This window comes from Nocardia crassostreae (genome assembly GCF_001613405.1).
Lineage (GTDB): Bacteria > Actinomycetota > Actinomycetes > Mycobacteriales > Mycobacteriaceae > Nocardia > Nocardia crassostreae.
Window position 1 is genome coordinate 125996 of sequence record NZ_BDCH01000019.1, and the last position, 21991, is coordinate 147986.

Genomic DNA, 21991 nt, shown 5'->3' on the forward strand with positions numbered 1-21991 from the left:
TATACATGTTGTATGCGGAAAGCAGAGCCCGGGCCGGTGGTCTCGGGCCGGGAGAAGGCCTACACCTATGTCAGGGATCAGATCCTGACGGCCCTTCCGGCCACCGGAACATTCCTGAACGAACAGGAATTGGCCACCCGGATAGGGGTGTCGCGCACGCCCGTGCGCGAGGCGCTGCTCATGCTGCAGGCCGAGGGGCTCGTGGAGATGGTGCCCAAACGCGGCGCGCACGTGCCCGCCATGTCCGGGCGGCAGATCGCGGAGCTCATGGATCTGCGCGGCGTCCTGGAACGCCATGCCGCCAGTCGGACGCTGGCGGCGCACACCGCACCCATTGCCGAGATGCGCGCCGCCCTCGCCGAACAGGAAGCCCTGGCCGACACCGCCGATGAGGCCGCCGCCCGCGAATTCATCGCCTGGGACAGCAGATTCCATCAGATCCTCATCGATTCCGAGGGCAGCGAACTGCTTTCGAGCACCTGTGCCGGACTGCGCGCCCGGCAGTTGCGGGTCGGGCTGGCGGCTCTGTTCGCGACGCCGAACCGCCAGCGCCTGGTGTGCGGCGAACACGAGGAGATCGTGGACGCCCTGGAGCGCGGCGATGAACGCCTGGCGCACACCAAGATCGACGAGCACCTCGAGATCACCCTGCAGATTTTGTTGCGGGCGTGAGGATTCCGGCCAGCTCGGCGTAGTGCTCGTCCTCGGCGGTGTCACGATCGCGGGTCAGATAGAGGCCGAGCACGGTCAGCACCGTGACGATCAGGATGTAGATCCCCAGCGGCACCCAGCTGTCGAACCGGCTCAGCAGCGTGGTGAACAGCAGCGGAGCCATCGCGCCGCCGAAAACACCGGCAATGGTGTAGGCCAGCGAACTGCCCGTCGACCGCAGCCGCACACTGAATTGCTCGGTGATGAGCGCCGCCTGCGGGCCGTACATGAACGAGTGGAAGGCGAGGCCGACGGTAATACCGACGGTCAGCCACAACTGTGAATTCGTGCCGATCAACGGGAAGAACACGAAAGTCCAGACAAGCCCGCCGACCGCCGCGACACCGTAAACCAGGCGGCGGTTGATCCGGTCGGAAATCGCTCCCGCCCAAGGAATCATGAACAGCTGGAACGCCGATCCGATCAGCACCGCGACCAGCACATCGGTGCGCTCGAAATCCAAATGCTTGGTGCCGTAAGTAATGCTGAAGACGACGAACATGGCGTACATGACATCCGGCGCCAAGCGCGCGAGCACCGCCGCCACCAGCGGCCGGGTCTGCTCCCGGAACACCTCGCTGATCGGCGCCTCGGGCCGCTCACCGGATTCCGGCAGCGCCTGGAACACCGGGGTGTCCTCCAGCCGCAAGCGAATCCAGAGCCCGAATCCGACTAGCACCGCGGAGGCGAGGAAGGCCAATCGCCAACCCCAGTCCTCGAATTGGTCCTCGCTCAACACCACGGTGAGCAGGGCCAGCGCACCATTGGCCAGCAGATTGCCCGCGGGCGGCCCGACCTGCGCGGCCGAGGCCCAGAATCCGCGCCGACGGGGATCGCCGTATTCGCTCGACAGCAGCACCGCGCCGCCCCATTCACCGCCGACCGCGACGCCCTGGGCGAAGCGCAGCACCACGAGAATCAGCGGGGCCGCGATACCGATGGTGACGTAGCCCGGGATCAGGCCGATCGCGAAGGTCGAAATGCCGATCATCAGTAGCGTGATCACCAGCAGCCGCTTGCGGCCGAGAATATCCCCGAGTCGTCCGAAGACGAATCCGCCGACCGGCCGGGCGAGATAGCCCACCGCATAGGTCGAGAACGCGAGAATCGTTCCGGTCAGCGGATCTTCACCGGGAAAGAACACCTGCGGGAAGACCAATGCCGCGGCCGTCGAATAGATCGCGAAGTCGTACCACTCCAACGCGGTGCCCGTCAGACTGGCAGCGAACGCCTTGAACAACCCTTTCCGGTGTTCGGGCGAGAGTTGTGCGATCGGTGGCGCCTCGGTTCGTGCCGACATGGTGCTCCTTGATTTCGATACGCGGCCGGGCCGAACGTTGTGCGCTCGGTGACACGGCCCGTTGTACGCTGCATATACTTGCTGTATACAAGACGTATGCGCAAGCCCCCGGCTGTAAACAGCTGGTTATCTCGGCCGCATCCTCCCCGCCCCGCCCGCAAAGGACCCGTATGCCGCCCCTGACCTTCACCCTCCCCGACGGCGCCATCGAATCCGTCGAGGTCACCGCCCTGTACAACGCCGGTTACGCCGGGCGCGCCCAGGACGAGGTGGCCGCCCACATTGCCGAGCTGGCCGAACTCGGCGTCCCCGCCCCGCGCACCACCCCGACGCTCTACCCGCTCGCCCCCTATCTGGCGCAGCAGACCGACGAGGTCTTCGTCCAGCACGACCACACCTCCGGCGAGGCCGAATTGGCCCTGGTCATCACCGCCGACGACGTCCTGCTCACGGTCGCCTGCGATCACACCGACCGCACGCTCGAAACCCACGGCGTCGCCTGGTCCAAGAGCACCGCCCCCGATATCCTCGGCACCCGCGCCTGGCGCCTCTCCGATATCGCCGACCACCTCGACGCCATCACTCTCAAAGCCTGGGTCACCCAAGGTGATTCGACCGAGCTCATCCAGTCCGGCACCATTGCCGACCTGCTCCCCCCGACCTATTGGATCGATGTCCTCTACGACCGCGGCGCCGACAAACCCGGCACCGTCCTCATTTCCGGGACCATCTCCATGCTCCCCGGCATCGACCAGTTCGCGGACTCCTGGCGCGTGGAACTCCACGACCCCACCACGAACGACACCCTCGCCTGCACCTACCGCACCACCCAACTCCCCACGCCCATCGACTGATTCGAGTCCCGAGCGGTCACGATGCCATCGACCCGCACTATCCGTCATCAGGTTCCGGGGGATCTGTTCGACTGCCACCGAGTGGGAACGTCGCGGTGAGACGGGTGCCGCACCCTGCCTGGCTGTCGACGGCGAACTGCCCGCCGAGCGCGGCGACCCGGTCGGCAAGCCCGTCGATCCCGCCCCCGGGTTGTCGACGAGCGCCGCCGGATCCATTGTCGGACACACTGATCCGCAGCGTATCGGAGCGCTGTTCGAGCCGGATCTCGGCGGTGGACGCGTCGGCATGCTTGATGGTGTTGGTGAGCGCTTCGGCGGCGAGAAAATAGGCGGCGGCCTCGACCGGAGCCGGTGGCCGAGCCGTGAGGTCGCCGCTGATGTGCACGGGCAGCGGCGCGGTCTCGGCCAGTGACGACAGGGCCGCGAGCAGCCCCCGCTCGGTGAGGACCGGCGGGTAGACGCCGCGGGCGAGTTCCCGCAATTCGGCTATGGCGGTACCGAGTTCGGCGACGCCGTCGGCAATGAGGTTGCGCTGGGTGTCGCCGCCGCGGGCCCGATGCGCGCGGCCGAGCAGAATGGCCGCCGAGATCAGGCGCTGCTGCGCGCCGTCGTGCAGATTGCGCTCGATGCGCTGGCGTTCGGTGTCGGCGGCGGCGGCGATCCGCTCGCGGGAGCGGCGCACCTCGGCCAATTGGGTGCGCAGTTCGGTCTGCAGCCGCTCGTGATCGAGGGCGAAGGTCGCCGCGGCTCGCACCGCGGCGAGCAACTCGGCGTCATTGGCGGCCAAGGCGGCATCGTGCACCAGCGCGCCCACCGGCCTGCCGTCACGTTCGAGCGCGGTCGCCACCATGGTGTCGCCGATATCGTCCAGTCGCCGGGGGTTGCCGTCCGGATCCCGGTACCGACCCGATTCGGGTTCGTAGGTCCACAATTCGAGCGTCGGATCGCGGACCGCGCGGCGCAGCTCGGTCAGGAACTCGTCGCTGAGCGGCGCCGCACCGACCTCGACAATGGCCGTTCCCACGGCGGCCCGGGCGAACTGGAAGCGGATCATACCGATCGCCACCGCCACCGGCAGCAGCATGGCCACCGGATAGCGCAGGTAGAGCACCCAACTGCCGCTCAGGCCCGGTACCTGCGCGGTACTGGCGAATGCCACCACGCTCACCGCCGCCGACACCAGGAAGCTGAGAACCAGTGGTGCGTAGGCGAATCGATAGGCGGCCGTGGCGGAGCGCCAGCGCATGATCACGACGACGCCGAGCGTCAGGTCCAGACTCAGGCCCAGGATGCCGACCGCGGCCTGGATCGGCAGCGCGATCGTCGGATCATGGTGCACGAGCAGCAGATTCACCGACGTCGACGGGTGCGGGGCGGGCTCGGCCCGCGGGTCGAGAAACATCCACCCGGCCGCCACCCCGAGGGTCGACACCGCCCAATAGACGCCGACGAACCACGGCTCCCACCGCCGCCGCAGGCGACCGGACGGGAATCCGAGCGTGACCGGAATGACCAGGAGCACAGGGGCGTTCGTCAGGACTATCCCAATGGTGAACAGGAGCGGGTGGCCGGAACGCCGCAGCCCGGCCGCCAGCCACAGCAGACCGCCCACCACGATCATCCACCCCGCCCGGTCTGCCGGACGCGCGCGGCACACGGCCACTCCGGCGCCGACGAATCCGAGGCCGCACACCAGGAACAGCACCATTTCGCCGACCCCGAAAACCGGCGGATGGGGCCCGCGCGCATAGACGAAGGCCGCGCGCGGCCCGAGCAGCAGGGCGCGGGCCGGATCGTGTACCGCCGCCTGTGACCAATCCGCTTCGACGGCAACGACAGCCGCCAGCAGCGCCGCGCCCACTGCCACGCCGACGGCCGCCCACCGGTTCATCCGTCGCTCCTCGGGGCCTCCTTCGGATACCGGCCCAGTATCCGCCACCGCGGCGTCCGGCGGGGCCTGAACTCCGTGCCAGCACGGAGGTTTTCACCGCGCTGGCACGGATGGCGCGGAGCTCTTTCCGCCGTAACTTGTGGATCGGGGTTCACCCCGCGCCACGGGAGGGGAGGTGCGGGGGCGAACCCCTCACCTCATGTGCGATAGGCGTCCGGCGGCGGCCAGGTCGGGGTAGAAGGCCGAGAGCGGTGGCGCGGGGGAAGTCGGGGTGCGCGGTGAGATCGCGCAGGGATTCCAGGGATTTGCGGCCGTAGTAGGCGCCGCCGTCAGCGGATTGGGGTCGCGGGGTGGTGCGATTGGCGGCAACGGGTTCGAGGTTGCGTTCGAACAGCGCGGTACAGGCGCGCAGGCCCGCAAGCATGATGTCCTGGAAGCCGTCGGCGGGGGTGATGGGGAATTCCTCGGTATCGAGGATGGCTCCGGTGTCGACGCCCGCGTCGATCTCGTGCAGGGTGGCGCCGTAGGCGGTGTCGCCATTGAGGATCGCGTGGGCGATGGCGGCTTCGGGGAGTCCGCGGTGGCGGGGCAGCAGGCCGTTGTGGATATTGTAGATGCGCATGCCCTTGTGCAGCAGTGGCTCTCGCAGGATGGTGGCGTTGTTGATCGAGAACACCACGCCGTCGGTGCAGGCGTCAGCCAGCTGATTCGCGGCGGCGTTCACATCGGCGGTGGCGAGCACCGGGACCTGCCGTCCGGCGGCGGTCTGCCCGGCGGGGACGACCACGAGATCGACGGGATGTCCTGCGGCGGCGGTGAAGTCGACCGCACGCCACAGCATGGAACCGCTTCCGATGAAGAGCATCAGTTTTCTCCGCTCGCCGCGACGGCCACGGCCTCGCACACTCGGTCCGGGGTCAGGTGGTGGATGAGGCCCTCCACCTGGGCGACGAAGGCCTGTTCGGCGGCCGTGCCGACGATCTGGCGGGAGACCTGCGCGGCCATCTCCACGGTGGCGAGGGAATCGCCGCCCAGGGCGAAGAAGTCCGAATCCGCGACCAGTGCCGCCGAGTCGCAGCGCAGCACCTTGGCCCAGATCTCGGCGACCTGATCGCGGATGTCGGCCTCCGTGGCGATCTCGTCCGCGCCGATCTCATCCACGCCGGTCTCATCCATGCCGATGTCGCTGCCGGGCAGGGAGTTCGGGTCCCCTTCCGGAGTGGCGGCGAACAGACCCGCGAGCGCGGTGCGATCGGTCTTCCCATTGCTGGTCAGGGGCAGTTCGGCGAGCCGGTGGAACGTGCCGGGGATCATGTACACCGGTAGCCGGTCGGCGAGGAAGTCGCGCAACGCCCGGTCGTCCGGCCGTCCGTGCGGCGCGGTGGGCGCGGGCACGACGAAGGCGTCCAGGACATGATCGCTGTGCTCCTCGCGGCGGCGGCCCAGGACGGCCGCGGCGGCGATCTCGGGATGCGATTCCAGCACGCAGGCGATCTCGTCGGGTTCCACGCGATTGCCGCGAATCTTGACCTGATGGTCGACGCGGCCAGCGAACTCGAGCTCACCCCCGGGCAGGCGGCGCACCAGATCACCGGTCCGGTAGGTGCGTTCACCGCGCACGGTGACGAACCGTTCCGCGGTCAACTCCGGCCTGTCGAGGTAACCGGCGGCCACTTGCGGTTCGCCCAAATACAATTCGCCCACCTCGCCGTCCGGCACCGGCAGCCCCTCGGCGTCGAGCAGGTGGACGGTGGTGCCGGGTGACGGCAGGCCGATCGGGACGGAGGTCGCGCCCACCGATAGCGGGTCGGCGAGCACGTGCGAGGTGCACACGAGGCTCACCTCGGTGGGGCCGTAGCTGTTGACCAATCGCACGGCGGGAACGAAGAATTCGCGCACCCGCTCGGCCAGGTCACGACTCAACTGCTCGCCGCCGAGCACGACGGTGCGCATGCCGACCGGCCGAATTCCTCGCCGCAGCGCGACTTCCGCGAGGCTGGGCGTGAAGAACACGGTGTCCGCACCGTTCTCGACCAGCATGTCCGACAGGGTCAGGTGGTTGATCTCCCCGGGCACCAGCACCAGCGTGCCGCCCGCGACGGCCGGGGACACCATGGCCATGCACGCCATATCGGCTGTGGGCGTGTGATAGTGCGCGTACTGGGTGTCCGACGTGAGCCGGTACCAGTCCAGGGCGGCGCGCAGATAGTGCACGACACCGTCGTGGGTGACCCGCACGCCCTTGGGTCGCCCGGTCGAACCGGAAGTGTAGGTCACGTAAGCGATATCGCCCGGCTGCACATCGACATCGACTGCCTCGAACCCACTCTCGGGCAGGTCTTCGAGCACGAGCGTCGGGACCGTATCGCCGACAATGTCCACGTAGCGCCGCTCGACCAGGCACACGCGCGCACCCGAGTCGCGGACGGTTCCGGTGATCCGATCCCGGGGGTGTTTGGGGTCCAGTGGAAGGAAGGCAGCCCCGGTCTCCAGAATGCCCCACTGCCCGGCTTGGCCCGCCGGTGTCCGCCCCGCGAGAATGGCCACGATATCGCCTTGGCGGACACCGTGTTCCCGTAGCGCGGCGGCGATCGCCGCGGACCGCGCCCCCAGCTGCGCGTAGGTGAGGGACCCGTCCGGCCCGGTGATCGCCACCGCCTCCGGCCGCGCCGCGACCTGCTCCCGCAGCACCCCCACCAAGGTGGCCGCAACCCGCACCGGCTCCGCTTCAGCCGATTCACTCGCCGGGACCGGCTCCGACCTGCTCTCCGCGAGCACCTCGGCAATGGCGTCGAGCAGGTTCTCGAGCCGCTCCGCCGCACCGCGACCATTACGGCAGGACACCGTGATTCCGGTCGAGCCCTCCGATTCGACGATCGCGAAACTGATGGGCGCGAGTCCGGTGTGCGCCGGAATCGCGACCAGACTCCGCGGCGCGAAATCCGGTCCCGCGAAGTCTTCCAGCACGGTCTTGCCCGCATGAGAAATAATGGCCGAGCACAGATTCCGCCCCGTCCGCCTGCCGACCGCCTCGATCGAGCGCATGACAGCCCGGGCCACCGGCGCGGGAATCTGCTCCAGCCCAGGGTTTTTCATCTGATTGAGCTCATCGCGCCGCAGCAACCCCGCGAGCATCCGCCCATTGATCTCCCGCCACCCCTCCCCCGGCTCGACATCCAGGAACAACGGCAATGTGAGGTTCGCAGTCGACGCCAGCCCCACATCATGCCGCCGCAGATCCACCGGAATCATCACCCGCGCCCGAGCCCCGATCGCCCCCGCCACGATCTCCCCGATCCGCGCGACGATCGCGGCATTCGTCCCCGGCATGGTCCTATGCCGCAACAGAAACGGCCGACCGTCGGTACCCGCGCCATGCCCGACCGGCGACCGGAACTTCAACCCCATCGGCACCGGCCGCCCCGGAATTCCCAGGCGCAGCGCAAGTTCCAGATCCGTGGTGGGATCCGCCGCGCCCGCGAGCTCCTCCCCGCGCAGCGCCCGGAACACATCCGCAGCCCACATCTGTAAGCCCTTGGCGTCCATCACGCCATGAAAAGCCCGGAAAATGACGGTCACCGGATCCGCCGTGAGCAGCACCACCTCGCAGTTAGGCGGCTCCGACAAATAATCCGGCCGCACAATCGCACTGTTCACCACGGGGTCATCAGTCAACCGGTCGTAATCAAGAGTCACATTCGGCACCGCCCGAACCCGCGGCGAGGCAGCCCCCGCAACCCAGTCCTTCCCCGCCCGCACCAGCCGCGCCCCAGGATGCACCCGCGCCGCCTCCTCGACCGCCCCCCGCAGCCGCTCAGGATCCAGCACCCCGTCCCCCTCGACGATCACCTGAATCAAGAACGGCGGATGCACCTCCTGCGCCGAGAGATACATCCGTTCGGTGGGCGAAATGCGGCGTCGAAAGGCGCTGCTCAACAGGATCGGCTCCTCGGGAAGTACCGGAATACGAAGCCAGTCTAGGTTCCGCAAACGCCAAGCAATGCTGTGTGCTTCCTCTCATCCACCGTTCCCGCTGCAACGAACTCACGTGTTGTGCAGCGAATAAGCAACCATGGCCCCTGGTTGTGACCCTTCACAATCGGCCCCCGGCGTCAGGGCCGAACAAAACCGGCAGGCACGTGCAGTGCCTGCCGGTTACCACCCTGCGACCACTCCCCACGGAGGAGGGCCCGACGAGCTACGACCACCAATTCACCCAGAGATGGCCCTTGTTGGCGCGGATGAAGACGTAAGGCCGCCCCTGATAGCTCGCGGTGGCGATCGTATCCGGATCCACGGTCAGCCCCGGTGGCGTCCCCTGATCCGACCACGACCAGGCATTGCCGTTCCACCAGTTCACCCACAAATGACCATTATTGGCGCGAACGAAGACATAGGGACGATCCTGATAGCTCGCAGTAGCGATCGTATCCGGATCCACCGTCAACCCCGGCGGAGTCCCCTGATCCGACCACGACCACACACTGCCGTTCCACCAATTCACCCACAAATGACCATCATTCGCCCGAACGAAAACATACGGATTGCCTCGATAACTCGCCGTCGCAATCGTATCCGGATCCACCGTCAACCCCGGCGGCGTCCCCTGATCACTCCATGTCCATGCCATGGCTCCGATTCCTCTCTGGCAAGAGTGTTGGAGATGAGCTGCGAAAATATAACGTGCAGAAGTATTTTCACACCCGCGCACTCGATCGTCCACGGACACAGCCTATTTAGATCCCCGCCAAAAATATCCGAACCGTTCGGATTGTCCCCGCAACGAAGTTGTCCGCTACTTCAGGAGTACCGGCAGACGGTCGTGCCCATTAGCGATAAATCCCGGTGCCGAGCCCAGCTCGTCGGGAGAAACCGCCAGTTTCATCTGTGGAAACCGCCGGAACAGCGCAGGCAGGGCCACCTGCGCCTCCAGCCGGGCCAGCGGCGCGCCCGGACAACGGTGCGCGCCGTACCCGAACGCCATGTGGTCCTTGTTCGTCCGCGTGGGGTCGAACTCGCCCGCGCTGTCCCCGTAGACCTCAGGGTCCCGATTGGCCCCGGCAGGGCAGGACAGAATCGGATCGCCCGCCGCGATCGCCATATCCTTGGCGGGATTCTCCCGGCGGTACTCGACCGGGCCCTGCAGAAGCCCGATCATCTCCTCATAATTGGCGACGGCCGCCTCTTCACTCAGGGCGATGTCGAAGATGCCGTCCACACATTTCCGCAGTGGCCCGACCAGGTGCCCGGGCACCCCCATCAGCTCATTGATCACACGCAGCGGCAGCGGATAGGCGAACGCCTCCCGATCTCCCCATTCCGGAACGCGGGCCAATGCTGGCGCGGATCTTTGGACACCTCGGCCCCGGACAGGATCTCCTTCAGCAAAGCCGCACCGGTCACCGACCAGGCCGACACTCCCCCCCGGCAAGGGCGATACCTGCGGAAGCAATGCTTCCATCTGGCGGGTGTGTCGCGCCGGGTCCCCTTCCTGGCACGTTTTGTCCCCGCGCGTTCTCTGGATCCGCCGATAGGTTTCACAGCGACGGTTACGCACGAAACAAGTACTCCACGAACAGGATTCACCTATATCTCGCTTGCCCCTGATCCAGCCCGACACCGCCACCGGCAAGGCCGCCGACCTGCTGGCCGGCGTGCAGAAGGCCCTCGGCGTCACCCCGAACATGACCAAGGCCACGGTCAACAGCCCCGCCGTGCTCGAGGCCTATCTCGGGTTCTCCGGCGCGCTCGGCGGCGGTGCGCTGCCCGCGGCGACGCGGGAACGGATCGCGCTGCTGGTCGCCGAGGAGAACAGTTGCGACTACTGCCTTTCCGCGCACTCCTACATCGGCGCGAATACCGCCAAGCTCGATGCCGCCGAGATCGAGGCCAGCCGCCACGGGCAGTCGGCCGATCCGAAAGCCGCAGCGGCGCTGACCTTCGCCACCGCGGTGGTCCGCGCCCGCGGCGGCGTCGACGAGGCCGATATCAAGACCGCCCAGGCCGCGGGCCTGACCGACGGTGAGATCACCGAGGTCATCGCCCACGTCGCGCTCAACGTGTTCACCAACTACCTGAACAAGGCCGTGGACACCGACATCGACTGGCCGGTCGTGCGTCACCACGAGCACTGATCATCCGGCACGACGCCCCGACGCCTCCTTACGGACGGCGTCGGGGGTCCGCCCGGTCCAACGATGGACGGCGCGACGCAAGGCGCGGGCGTCGGCGTAGCCGACGCGGGCGGCGATGGACTGCACGGGAAGCCCGGTGTCGCGCAACAGATTCAGGGCCTGCTGCTGCCGGACACGCTCCACCTCGGCCCGCCAGGTGGTGCCCAGCTCACCCAGACGGCGCTGCAGGGTGCGCGGGCTCAGCGCCAGCCGGTGAGCCACGCCCTCCAGCCCGAGCTCGCTACGCCCCAATGCGTCGGATATCGCGGCGTGCAGTTTCTCTCGCCAGTCCGGAACCCGTCTGGAGGAGGTCAGCAGCAGCCGGGCGTAATCACAGAGCACAGCCCCCAAACCGGGATCCGCGCCAGTGGGCAGCGCGCCAGCGTCGAGGAAGGTGATCTCGGAGCGCGGCGCCCCGAAATCGATTCGCCCGGTACCGAACTCCTCGATCATCTCGGGGTAGCGGCGCGTGCAGCGATGCGTGAACGCGACCCGCACCGGTACGACCCGTTCCCCCGTGGCCTCCCGTATCCGCCGCAGGATCAGCGACAGCACGAACTCCTCCACCGGCACGAACACCGGATCGGATTCCACGGCCACCCCGACCCGAACGGTGAGCAGCCCACCATCGTCGAGAACTTCCCACACCACAGCCGGATCGGTCACCGCCGAACGCAATTCCATAACGGCACACAGACTCTCGGCCACGGTGGCGTGGCTGGAGAACAAATAATCCCAAACTCCCAGCGCGCCGCGCGCAGCGGTGGCGGACGCACACAAACCCGCCCCCGGCCCACCGACGGCGCCGATCAACTCCCACATCCGCCAAGCCGATTCGATCGGCACCCGCAAACCCTCGCCGTCCACTCCGGCCAGGTCCACACCCGAGGTGGCCGCAATCTGCCCTTGCGACGCACCGACCCGCAATGCCGTCTCGTGCAGCACAACCGCGGTGCGCATGGGAATGGTGCCTTCGATCACCAGCGGAGCATAGACGGGCAATACGACCAACCGGTTTGCATAATCCTGTCCGCGAAGCTGCCCGTCCAGTGTCAACCGGTCGGCGAGCGGATGCTGCTGAACAAGCCCCTCTTGGTGGTCCTAACGCTGATCAACCGCCGCCAGCCCCTCGAATAGGCCGACTGATACCCCGGAGGCGCAGTATTTGTCTGTTTCGATAAACCACTCACGGGTGCACAGTGGATCGCATTGTCCGGAAACCATACCCTTTTGGTTGGATATCCCATCCTGGTTGCAAGCATCGGCGGAATACGCTGACACAATGACAATAATCAAACAAGCAGTGAGTGATTTATCGCAGCGTCGGTCCGCTCGATCCATGTCACGACGGAGTCATTTACGTCGATATCTTCGACGCGCGACCGAAGGCGCGCGACCGATTCAGAACGATCGCCACCTTCGTGCCATGAGTCGGCGCCTGGCGCGCCGATCACTGCGCATCGGCATCTTGGCGATGAGCCTGGATATTCTCCGGCTATGGATAGTCATCGGTCCGACCGTGAAGAGGACGCGAGAACGCATGGTCCGCAATTGAACCCTGTGCACAGCGACGTGTGCCTCACGATGCGATACGGCCATCCTCGACCGGTGCTCGCCCGGTGATTCCGGTATCGGCGGTGGACGATTCGAGCGCGCCGCGGACCCGTGTCCGGCTGGGCGGCTCGCCGTTCCAGCGCACATAAGCCCGCCGGAACTCGCGCGCTTCGCGGTAGCCGGTCTCCGCCGCGATCTGCACAATCGTCATCCCGGTTTCCCGGACCAGGAACAGTGCACGGCGCTGCCTGACCTGATCGCGGATATCGATGTACTTCACACCCGCCGACCGCAGCCGCCTGCGCAGCGTGCGCTCGGTGATGAACAACCGATCGGCGACCTCCGACATCGTCATCGAGCGGCGCAGGTTCTCGCCGAGAATCGACTCGACCGACGCAACGACATCGGTGCTGGCCGCACGCCCCCCATCCATTCGCCTTCACGCCTCGACGGCGACCGTCAGGCCAGCCCGGTTGTACGTGGGAATCGGCCGCGTGAACAACTCGGTGCGGAAGTCCAATTCGCTGACCCCGCTGCCGAATTCGACCGGGCATCGGAAGTATCGCCGATAGTCGGCGGCGTACACGGGCTCCGGATAGCTCAGCCTGACCCCGACGGGTTCGACCCCATCGCCGACCAGTGACCGACCGAAGGACAGTGCCGCCGCGATCGCCTGCTCGGTAAGGAAGCGCACCAGCTCCGGATCGGGCACGCGCTCGAACACCCGAACCGTGCTCAGCTCACCGCGTCGGCTCAATCCGAAATCCGTCAAGGTACCGGCCAGCCCGGACATTTCGCTCGCAAGTGCCATGGCATCGCCGATGGTCCTGTTGCTGCGCATCGCGAACCCGAGCATGCCGTAGGTGACGGTCGAATCGCGCGATCCGACCGCGAGCCCGAGCGTCCCTTCCGGCATCGCACGTACGGCGCGGCGGATGATCGTCGTCGCCTGTCGGTAGGAGACCCGCGCCGCCGGGGTATCGAGCCGTCGAGGTAACACGCCTGTCCCCAGGAACCACTGTTCGGGGTCCACTCCGCGCTCCGCCGCAACCGCACAGAGGCGGATGAGGATGGTCGGCGCGATGGTCGCCGCGCTGAACTCGGGATCGAAGATTTCCATACCGGACGACTCCTTCGGTGTTGCCGTCGATCGTGGTGTATTTCGAGCTTGCCTCATGACGCGAGTCGGATTGATGCATCGAATACTTCCGTGAAACTCGCCCCGCCATCAAGCGGCAAGTTGGCAATCTCCCCAGTTCGCACTGGTGAATCGCCTGGTCGGATAATCCGGACCGGATTGCATTGACATGATGTTTACGGCTGGAGCTATGGACATGGCTGCCGTGTTGCAGTAAAAGCTGCATGCTGGAGGTTCGCTACGCACGCGCGCCAGCTGTAACCTTCACTCGGAGAGTGTTGCGCGAGCGTCTGTCCGAGCGGTGTCGTCGGATCCCCAGGAGTTTGCCGGTGGTAGCGGGTGCGCGTGAAAGCTTCGCTCAACGGCTGACCGCACTGTTCCAGCTCGCGGGCACGCCGGTGGTCAAATCCGTGGTGCGACGGGCGAATATCGTCGGTACACCCGGTACGAGCCGGGTAACCGTGCAGCGGATCAGCGACTGGCGGCGCGGCATCGGCCTCCCCGCGACCTTCGAGTCCGTACTGCCGGTCCTCACGGTCCTCATCGACGACGTGAAGGCGCGGCCACCATCGGCGAATGCCGATCAAACCCTGCTCGATCTTGGTCGCTGGCAGATTGCTTGGCAACAGGCCAAGGACGACCCCGGCGATACGGTCCGGCGCGTGCGTGAACCGGATCATCCGCCGTACCGGGGCCTGTCCCCGTACCGCGCCGAGGACGCTGACCTGTACTTCGGCCGCGACAATGCCCGCGAGGCGGTCGTCGACGCGATCGCGCAGGTGGAGGCGATTGCCGATATGGCACGCCTGGTGCTGGTGGTCGGCGTCTCGGGTGCGGGCAAGTCCTCGCTGCTCGCCGCGGGTTTGCAGGCGAATCCCGACGCGCGCACGCCGGTACTGATGAACCCCGGCGCGCGGCCCGGCGCAACCCTGCGCGCCGCACTCGACCGGGCACCCGACGGCACCGACGTGTTATTGCTGATCGATCAGGGCGAGGAACTGTTCACCCTGTGCGAGAGCAGCGCCGATCGCCGAGACTTCGTCGAGGAGTTGGCGCGCATCACCGCACCCGGAGCCGCGCGGCGGGTCATCGCAGTCGTGGCCATCCGCTCCGACTTTTTCAACGACGTCATCCAGTACCCGCTGCTGGCCCAGGCGATGAAGAATGCGTCGGTCATCATCGGTGCGATGTCCGAAGCCGAACTTCGAGACGTGATCACCGGCCCGGCCCTGGCGTGCGGTCTCAAGGTGGAGCCCGCGCTCGTCGACATCATCCTGCGCGACCTGGACACCGCGACCTCCGACGACGGCAAGGCCGCACTTCTACCGCTGCTGTCTGTCGCACGTGCTCGAGTCGACCTGGTCGCACCGCCGGGGTCGGACGCTGACGCTGGCGGCCTACCGCGAGGCCGGTGAGATAGCGGGTTCGGTCGCGGCCACCGCCGAACGGGCCTGGGCCGCACTCACCGCCGACGAACAGCGTTTCGCGCGGTCGATCCTGATGACGCTCACCGTTATCGGCCCTCGTTCGATCACGCGGAATCGGGTGCCCGGCAAAGTCATGGTCGGTGAGTCCACCGACCCCGAGTTGACCGAACGGGTACTCGGCCGCCTTGTCGACGCGCGGCTGGTGATCATGCAAGACGACGAGATCGAGTTGCTGCACGAGGCGGTGCCGCGAGTGTGGCCGCGAATGGCCGAATGGGTCTCGGAGGAAAAGGAATTCGGTCCGGCCCGGCATCGCATCGAAGAGGACGCGCGTACCTGGTTCGCCGAGGGCGGGCCGAATTCGCTGCTGTATGCCGGCAAGCGCCTGGAGACCGCCGATGTGGTGACCGGCAGTGGCGGCTCGATCAATCGGATCGCCCAGGAGTTCATTGCGGCATCGATCCATTGCCAACGTGAATTGTCTTCGCGCCGACGGATTTTCCTGTCCGCGGTAGCCCTGCTGTGCGTCGTCGCTCTGATCACGGCCACGCTGGCGTTCATCCAGCGTCGCACGGTCGTGCGCGAGCGAGTCGACGCCCAGGTCAACGCCCTGATCAACGAGTCGAAGCGGATAGAGAACTTCGACCCGGCGGCGTCGGCACGAATGGCGTTGGCGGCCTACCGGATCCGGCCCGAAAACCTCGAAACCCAGGCCCGACTGATGGCCACCCAGGCATATCCGGTGATCACCACTTCGGCCGACCGGCACGCTGGCCGGATCAACGGTCTCGCTTACGATCCGGACCGGCGGATGCTGTTCAGCGCGGGCGACGACGCGGTGATCCGGGTGTGGTCCATCACCGACGACCACGTCCCCGTCGCCCTCGGCCCCGGATTGCGCGGCCACCAACGAGCGGTGAACTCGGTCGCTCTTGCGGCGGGCGGCGGCCTGCTCGCCAGTACCAGCGACGACGGGACCATCCGGACCTGGGATATCCGTGATCCGAGAACTCCCCGGGCCCTTGGCGCCTCGACGCTCACCGCACCGGTCACGTCGATCACGTTCACCCGGGACGGCCACACGCTCGTCGCGGCAGGGGAAGACGGCGCGCTGTCGCTGGTCGATCTCACCGACCCCACCGCGCCGCGGACACAGGACCACATCCCCGCCCACACCGGCGCGATCAACGCGCTGGCGATGAGTATCGACGGGACCCTGGTCGCCAGCGGTGGGGACGACCGCACCGTCCGTTTCTGGAGCATGACCGAACCGGGTCGGCTGAGTCCGATCGGCGAACCATTGGTCGCGGCGGCCAGTGCCGTGGCCGCCGTGGCGTTCGGCCCGGACGATCGCCTCATCGCGGGGACCGAGAGCGGAACGGTGCGAATGTGGTCGCTGACGGATCGGGCCGCGCCGAGGGAATTCGGTTCACCGCAGACCGTGCACGGCGCCGCCGTCAATGCGTTGCTGTTCGGGCCGGACGGCCAGATTGCCTCCGGCAGCGCCGACGGCACGGTTTGTCTGTGGCAGCAGATGGCCTCCGGCTACCAGCCGTTCGGGCGTCCGGTCGGCGGCAACCTCGGTCCAATCTCCAGCCTGGCACTCACCACCGATACTCACCTGGTCACCGCGGGCGGGGACGGGCGGGTCCGGATCTGGACTCGCCCGGCCGCCGATATTCCCGTGGCCACCGATGGGCCGTTCACCTCGGTAGAGCTCGACGCCGCGGGGGCACGACTGGTCACCGCGAGCACCAACGACCGTTTCCAGGTGTGGACGGTCACCCGGGACGCGGTCACGCCGACCAGCGATATCCAGGCCGCGCCGCCCTATCACGGTGTCCTGGCACAGATTCGTCCGGACGGCAAGGCGCTCGCCGCATCCGACTCCTCCGGCAGCAGCCTGCAACTGTGGAATCTGGCCGATCCCGCTCATCCGACTCCGTTCGGTACCCCGCTGACCACCCGCACCAAGCACTTCACCGCCACCGGTTTCACCCCGGACGGCCGGGTGCTCGTCACCGGCGACGACGACGTCTCGATCCGGCTGTGGGACGTCGGCGACCCCGCTGCGCCGCGTCCGCTCGGCACCGCCACGTCCGATGCCACCCACCACTTTCAATCGATCGCGATCGCACCCGATGGCAATCGGGTCGCCACCGGCTCCGGCGATGCCGCGATCTACCTCTGGAACATCACCGATCGACACCACCCGGTACTCGAGCGGCGACTCACCGGCCACCAGGCCCCGGTCTCGACCCTCGTCTTCGCCGCCGACGGGCGGCACCTGTTCAGCGGCGGCGACGACGAAACCATCCGCGCCTGGAGTATCGACGACCCGGCCCACGGAGGTCCGGACGCCGAGAAGGTCGTATACACCCCATCGGTAACCACTCTGGCGGTGGACCGCTCCGGCCGCAGATTGGCCTCCGCGGGTGTGGACCAAACCGTTCGGCTCTGGGATGTCAGCAACGCCGCCGACCCGATCCCACTCGGCCGGACGATCGCCGTCGCGCTCGGTTCGCGCTGGTTCGCCCGCTTCGACGGGACCGACGACGAGCGCGTGATCGGCGTCTCGGACCTTGCGTCCGAACGCTGGACCATCGATCCGGCGGCGGTGGCCGACCTACTCTGCCGCACCGCACTGGCCCGAGCCGACCGCTCGAACTCCGCCGACCAGGCACTGCTCGATACCCGTATCGAGCTGTGCCCCCGCTGATTCCGATCCGAATCGGTGCGGGCGGCCCGAATTACGCCCCCTTCGCAAGATCTCCTGGGCCGCTGCGGAATTCGGATGCGGACGCGCGGAGACCGGTCACCTTGTCGCGGACCTCGGAGGTGGCGCGACGAACCCGGAACGCGGTGATCATCTCGAGGACGCCGATCACGATGAGTGCGCAACCGGCGGTCAAGACGAGGACGGCGATCGAATCGAACGGCGCCCAGATCAGCACGCCGCCACCGATGGCGACAACGATGCCGAAGAAGATCTGCCAGCCTCGACTCGGCATATTCGGGTCGGAGATCGCCGCGATCATCACGGTGAGCCCGCGGAACAGCCAGCTGATTCCGATCCATATCGCCAGCAACAGAATCGACTCGAATGTGCTGTTGAAACAGAAGTATCCGAGCACCAGCGACAGGATGCCGCTGATGAACGCGAGGATGCGCAGACCGGTGTCGGTATGGAGGCCGAACGCCGCGAACAGCTGAAGCAACCCGCTGGCCACCAAATAGATGCCGAATGCGACACCGGCGACGACGAGCGTCGGCCCCGGCCAGACCAGAACGACGACGCCGAGCAGCACCGATAGGACACCGGTGACAAGGATGGACTGCCATGCGCTGCGGGCCAGCTTGTTCAGCTTGTTCAGCGGCCCATCGAGAATGCTCTCTTGAATGGTTGTCATCGAAACCCTCCTCGATAGAGTGGACACTGAGAGACGATAAAGCAGAACAAATTCTCTGACCATACGGAATAAATTCAACCCGACGTCAGTTGCATACTCGACATGTGAATCGTCCGGAAATACCACGACCTGTCCGCTGATGCCCGGCACAGCCGACCTTCCGCGAGTGCGGAGCGCCACAGTCGAGCATGTCCGAATTCACCCCGGTTTTGGACAGTCAGCCCCTCACTAATTCTCCAATTCCTGTGATCGAATGAAATTCTGCCTCCACATGGAAGCAGTAATTGAAAGTCTCGGATCGACCAACGGAGGCCGGTCCGAGATCTCCGGCAACGATGGGGTTGCCCGCACAGGCGGTGTCGCCGGTGTTCTGCCCCGGCGACACCGTCGCACGGTTTTCAATGGCGAATGACATATCCCGATTCGGTCGCCCCAGGGCTTCTTGACGTGGAGGGTTCATCATGAGCGAATTCAAGGTCGAATGTCCGGTCGGCAATATCCGAGGCGTGCTCGTGAACGGCGTGGCCCGGTACCTCGGAATCCCGTATGCGCCCCCCCCCCGGTGGGCCAGCGGCGATTCGCCCTGCCGGAGCCGGTCGACCGCCTCCCGGGCGAGTTCGCCGCCACCGAGTTCGGCCCGACCCCGCCCGCCTCCATGGAACTGCCCGAGCCGTACACCTACCCGACGATCGAGGGCGACAACTGGCTCACCCTGAACATCTGGACCCCGCCCGATGTCGAGCCCGGTACCGGACTCCCGGTGTACGTGTGGTTCTACGGCGGCTCGTTCGCCATGGGCAGCACGGCCCAGTCGCTGTTCGACGGCACGTCCTTCGCGCGCGACGGAGCCGTATACGTCTCGGCCAATTACCGCGTGGGCCTGGAGGGCTTCACGCACCTGCCGGATGCGCCCGACAACCGCGGCCTGCACGATCAGCTCGCCGCATTGCGCTGGGTACAGGCGAATATCGCCTCGTTCGGCGGCGATCCGCGCCGCGTGACCATCGGCGGTGAATCGGCCGGTTCGATGAGCGTGTCCGCGCTGGCCACCACCCAGTTCGCTGGGCAGCTGTTCCACCAGGTTATCTGCGAATCGGGCATCGGTGTCGCAGTCACTTCGGAGGTAGCGGCGAAAGTCGCCGCGCCGCTGGCCATGGCCCTCGGCCTCGACCTCACGGCGAAGGCGCTGCGCGAGATGGACCCCCGCAAGTCCGCCGCGGCGGTCGCCGAGCTCATGCGCACGCTCAGTCCGCAGAACATACTCACCCTGTTCCCGCCCGTGATCGACGGCGAACTGCTCACGGACAACCCGGTGAGCCGACTCGCCAAGGGCCCGGTGCCGGTCCGCATGATCATCGGCAACAACCAGCGGGAGTCCGACTTCTGGCGAGTCTTCGGCGATTTCGTGCCGAACGATACGGCGCTCGAGGCCCTCGAGTTGATGTTCCGGCCGTTCGGCGCGACCACGATACCGGCGGCGACCTACCACTCCGAGTACGACGGCAGATTGACCCCGGCCGAGATCTTCCTGGAGCTGCTGTCGGACGCGGCGTTCGCCGCCCCCACCTACGCCGCCCAGACCGGCCAGCGGGAGAACTGCTACGCCTACTACTTCACCTGGCCGTCGAGCATCCACACCCGCAGCCCGATGCACACCCTCGACCTGGGCTTCGCCTTCGACAACATCACCGATCCCGGGTTCACGCTCTACGCGGGCGACAATGCGCCACAGGCCCTGGCCGACGAAATGCACGGCCTATGGATGCAATTCATCAAAACCGGCGTCCCATCGGACGACTGGCACCCCTTCCGCAGCGACGACGACCTGCGCGTGTTCGGCCCACCAGCGTCGCGCAACACAACCGTCCTGAAGGCATGGACCTACTGAGTGCCCAACCCACCGCAAATTCGGTGTCGACACCGATCCATGAATCGAATTACCCACCCTCGCAACGATTTCGCATTGTTACCGTGGAACCAAAGAAGCCGCAGGTCGCTGACCTGCGGCTTCTTTCTGGGTGGTCCTAACCATGATCAACCCGAACCACCCGACGGCGGCGGGGCCGAAACTCCGTGTCAAGCCGGTGGGCGCGCGCCGGGCAAGATCTGAAGTAGGTGGTGGCCACCAATGACACCCGGATCGCAGGTCCGTGATTGGTCGAACGTCCGGCGATGCTGACGGTCCACCATGACGCGACGGACACGGTGTGTGAACGTTCGCCTCCGCACTCCTCAAAGGTCGTCGGGCAGAAGCTGAAAGGCGGAGTATCGGCTCAGCGGTCTCAGGACGCGAAAGTCCCTGCGGTCCAAGGTCAGAATGCGACCAGTGTCGAAGTGATCGGCCAACACCACGCAGGTCGCATCAACGATATCGAGGTTGAGATCGTAGTAGGTAGAGCGGACCTCCACGGCCGAACGCAGCTGCGCCGCACCAATTTCCCCCACGACGACACGGGTTTCCGCAATTCGATCGGCCAGCTTGCCGAGCGCCGCGTCGGCGACTTTGCGGCCGGCACGGACCGTCGCCACGTGGTGCACCTCGGTCAGCGCCAAGGGACTCACGACCAGCGCGCTCGCCGCGTCCGCCGCCCGTCGCACCGCGAAATGCTCTGGGTCGGAACGATTGAACAGCGCCAGCAGACCAGAAGTATCCGCGACAACGATCATGCGGGCCGATTCATCGCATCATGGATATCGTCCTTGCCGATCGGACCGCCCATATCGAAGGTGTCCTCGTCCTCGACCAGCGGCTCATCCCACTGCCGGTGCCTCATCAGGTACTCCCGGACCGCATCCCGGGTGATCTCGTGCTTGGAACGCCCCTCGACCTCGGCCTGCGCTTCTAGCGCGGCCTCTTCATCGCTGGGGAATCGCATCGTCCAAGCCATATGACAACGATACCATCGGTGATACCAACCCCGCCGGATTCGCAAGAACACGTTGACGGTTTACATCAACCCCCAAACGCAAGGAGCCCGCTGACCCGCAGCTCAACCAACGTCCAGCGTCTGAACCCGTGGCGCCCCTGCAATAGCCCGATCGGCCGAGTCTGCGGCCGCAGCGGTTCGGGTTACTACACGAATGCAACAAAGCCACAGGCCAATGACCTGCGGCTTCGCCGTGCTGTGGTCCTAACCACTGATCAACCCGAACCATCCTACGGCCCGGCTGTAGCGGACGTTTGCGCTCCAAATGCTGGTCGAGCTCCTGTGGTGTCCGTTGCCGTTCGTCTCAACTGTGCGCATGTCGAGCGTTTCATCGAGGCAATGAGTGAGTGACTGTCTGGTCGGGACAAGTACTCCGACCAGATCTTGAGTTTGGGCGAGGGGCGTCAGCTGCTCGATGCGATCCCGCTGCTCGTGCGAGCCGACTTCGGATCGTGGTCTCGCGCGGATATCGACCGGACTCTCGCGGGGGTGGATCGGCCTGTCCAGGAGGACCGAGATGGGGTCAGGGCCGTCATGAAGACGGATACGCAGTGGTCGTCTGTGAATGCGACGGTGACGCCGAACTATTTGGATCCCAAGCGGTGG

The 21991-nt window shown here is 66.3% G+C and carries 18 protein-coding genes; 6 read left to right on the forward strand and 12 right to left on the reverse strand.

All coding sequences use genetic code 11. The annotated features are described in order from the left end of the window. Positions 1–12 precede the first annotated feature (12 nt). Positions 13–672 carry a GntR family transcriptional regulator gene (locus NC4_RS19480; protein WP_067540339.1) on the forward strand — a complete coding sequence of 220 codons (660 nt, stop codon included), beginning with the start codon at positions 13–15 and terminating at the stop codon, positions 670–672. On the opposite strand, the gene NC4_RS19485 is transcribed toward NC4_RS19480, so the two are convergent. Next, positions 644–2011: an MFS transporter gene (locus tag NC4_RS19485; RefSeq protein ID WP_067540342.1), complete on the reverse strand. Its 1368-nt coding sequence runs from the start codon at positions 2009–2011 to the stop codon at positions 644–646. The two genes, NC4_RS19480 and NC4_RS19485, sit on opposite strands and share 29 nt — an antisense overlap. Positions 2012–2181: 170 nt before the next feature. Here NC4_RS19485 and NC4_RS19490 point away from each other — a divergent pair, with 170 nt between their 5' ends. Next, entirely contained in the window at positions 2182–2865 is a 684-nt protein-coding gene (locus tag NC4_RS19490) for a DUF2848 domain-containing protein (protein WP_067540345.1), read from the forward strand. Between the two features lie 37 nt (positions 2866–2902). On the opposite strand, the gene NC4_RS19495 is transcribed toward NC4_RS19490, so the two are convergent. The 5 genes from NC4_RS19495 to NC4_RS19515 all read right to left on the reverse strand — a co-directional run bounded on the left by NC4_RS19495 (position 2903) and on the right by NC4_RS19515 (position 10091). After that, positions 2903–4756 carry a sensor histidine kinase gene (locus NC4_RS19495; protein WP_067540349.1) on the reverse strand — a complete coding sequence of 618 codons (1854 nt, stop codon included), beginning with the start codon at positions 4754–4756 and terminating at the stop codon, positions 2903–2905. Between the two features lie 151 nt (positions 4757–4907). Then, positions 4908–5621, reverse strand: coding sequence for a formyltransferase family protein (locus NC4_RS19500; RefSeq protein ID WP_067540351.1), 714 nt, complete (start codon positions 5619–5621; stop codon positions 4908–4910). Next, positions 5621–8692, reverse strand: coding sequence for a non-ribosomal peptide synthetase (locus NC4_RS19505; RefSeq protein WP_157554900.1), 3072 nt, complete (start codon positions 8690–8692; stop codon positions 5621–5623). Before NC4_RS19505 ends, NC4_RS19500 begins: the two co-directional genes overlap by 1 nt. Before the next feature lie 262 nt (positions 8693–8954). Further along, positions 8955–9260 carry a PLL family lectin gene (locus NC4_RS19510; RefSeq protein ID WP_157554902.1) on the reverse strand — a complete coding sequence of 102 codons (306 nt, stop codon included), beginning with the start codon at positions 9258–9260 and terminating at the stop codon, positions 8955–8957. A gap of 291 nt (positions 9261–9551) precedes the next feature. Further along, a complete protein-coding gene (locus NC4_RS19515; protein ID WP_067540356.1) occupies positions 9552–10091 on the reverse strand; it encodes a cytochrome P450 in 540 nt (179 codons plus the stop codon). A 262-nt stretch (positions 10092–10353) separates the two neighbouring features. Here NC4_RS19515 and NC4_RS19520 point away from each other — a divergent pair, with 262 nt between their 5' ends. Continuing rightward, a complete protein-coding gene (locus NC4_RS19520; protein ID WP_245721797.1) occupies positions 10354–10890 on the forward strand; it encodes a carboxymuconolactone decarboxylase family protein in 537 nt (178 codons plus the stop codon). Here NC4_RS19520 and NC4_RS19525 read toward each other — a convergent pair whose 3' ends face one another. From NC4_RS19525 to NC4_RS19535, 3 genes are all read right to left on the reverse strand, one after another. Beyond that, a complete protein-coding gene (locus NC4_RS19525) occupies positions 10891–11910 on the reverse strand; it encodes an AraC family transcriptional regulator (RefSeq protein ID WP_157554906.1) in 1020 nt (339 codons plus the stop codon). Positions 11911–12508: 598 nt separating this feature from the next. Further along, the gene (locus NC4_RS19530) at positions 12509–12916 is read right to left on the reverse strand and encodes a helix-turn-helix domain-containing protein (protein ID WP_067540365.1); all 408 of its coding nucleotides are present in this window, start codon (positions 12914–12916) and stop codon (positions 12509–12511) included. A 6-nt stretch (positions 12917–12922) separates the two neighbouring features. Further along, complete coding sequence (locus tag NC4_RS19535) at positions 12923–13603, reverse strand: AraC family transcriptional regulator (protein ID WP_067540368.1); 681 nt, start codon at positions 13601–13603, stop codon at positions 12923–12925. A 296-nt stretch (positions 13604–13899) separates the two neighbouring features. Here NC4_RS19535 and NC4_RS19540 point away from each other — a divergent pair, with 296 nt between their 5' ends. After that, positions 13900–15036, forward strand: coding sequence for an nSTAND1 domain-containing NTPase (locus tag NC4_RS19540; RefSeq protein ID WP_157554908.1), 1137 nt, complete (start codon positions 13900–13902; stop codon positions 15034–15036). Further along, positions 14966–17767, forward strand: a complete 2802-nt coding sequence (locus tag NC4_RS19545; protein ID WP_157554910.1) for a WD40 repeat domain-containing protein — start codon at positions 14966–14968, stop codon at positions 17765–17767. Before NC4_RS19540 ends, NC4_RS19545 begins: the two co-directional genes overlap by 71 nt. Before the next feature lie 31 nt (positions 17768–17798). On the opposite strand, the gene NC4_RS19550 is transcribed toward NC4_RS19545, so the two are convergent. Beyond that, positions 17799–18608: an HdeD family acid-resistance protein gene (locus NC4_RS19550; protein WP_245721798.1), complete on the reverse strand. Its 810-nt coding sequence runs from the start codon at positions 18606–18608 to the stop codon at positions 17799–17801. Between the two features lie 412 nt (positions 18609–19020). Here NC4_RS19550 and NC4_RS19555 point away from each other — a divergent pair, with 412 nt between their 5' ends. Beyond that, positions 19021–20346 carry a carboxylesterase/lipase family protein gene (locus NC4_RS19555; protein WP_067540380.1) on the forward strand — a complete coding sequence of 442 codons (1326 nt, stop codon included), beginning with the start codon at positions 19021–19023 and terminating at the stop codon, positions 20344–20346. A 344-nt stretch (positions 20347–20690) separates the two neighbouring features. On the opposite strand, the gene NC4_RS19560 is transcribed toward NC4_RS19555, so the two are convergent. Further along, a complete protein-coding gene (locus NC4_RS19560; RefSeq protein WP_067540383.1) occupies positions 20691–21125 on the reverse strand; it encodes a PIN domain-containing protein in 435 nt (144 codons plus the stop codon). Continuing rightward, complete coding sequence (locus NC4_RS19565; RefSeq protein WP_084529406.1) at positions 21122–21346, reverse strand: ribbon-helix-helix protein, CopG family; 225 nt, start codon at positions 21344–21346, stop codon at positions 21122–21124. The genes NC4_RS19560 and NC4_RS19565 overlap by 4 nt, the downstream gene beginning before the upstream one ends. Between the last annotated feature and the right edge of the window lie 645 nt (positions 21347–21991).

What these genes read in the sequence shown, in the direction of transcription:
- NC4_RS19495 (WP_067540349.1), bottom strand. Translation starts at nt 4,756, where the DNA reads ATGAACCGGTGGGCGGCCGTCGGCGTGGCAGTGGGCGCGGCGCTGCTG.
- NC4_RS19560 (WP_067540383.1), bottom strand. Translation starts at nt 21,125, where the DNA reads ATGATCGTTGTCGCGGATACTTCTGGTCTGCTGGCGCTGTTCAATCGT.
- NC4_RS19500 (WP_067540351.1), bottom strand. Translation starts at nt 5,621, where the DNA reads ATGCTCTTCATCGGAAGCGGTTCCATGCTGTGGCGTGCGGTCGACTTC.
- NC4_RS19490 (WP_067540345.1), top strand. Translation starts at nt 2,182, where the DNA reads ATGCCGCCCCTGACCTTCACCCTCCCCGACGGCGCCATCGAATCCGTC.
- NC4_RS19565 (WP_084529406.1), bottom strand. Translation starts at nt 21,346, where the DNA reads ATGGCTTGGACGATGCGATTCCCCAGCGATGAAGAGGCCGCGCTAGAA.
- NC4_RS19485 (WP_067540342.1), bottom strand. Translation starts at nt 2,011, where the DNA reads ATGTCGGCACGAACCGAGGCGCCACCGATCGCACAACTCTCGCCCGAA.
- NC4_RS19480 (WP_067540339.1), top strand. Translation starts at nt 13, where the DNA reads ATGCGGAAAGCAGAGCCCGGGCCGGTGGTCTCGGGCCGGGAGAAGGCC.
- NC4_RS19535 (WP_067540368.1), bottom strand. Translation starts at nt 13,603, where the DNA reads ATGGAAATCTTCGATCCCGAGTTCAGCGCGGCGACCATCGCGCCGACC.
- NC4_RS19530 (WP_067540365.1), bottom strand. Translation starts at nt 12,916, where the DNA reads ATGGATGGGGGGCGTGCGGCCAGCACCGATGTCGTTGCGTCGGTCGAG.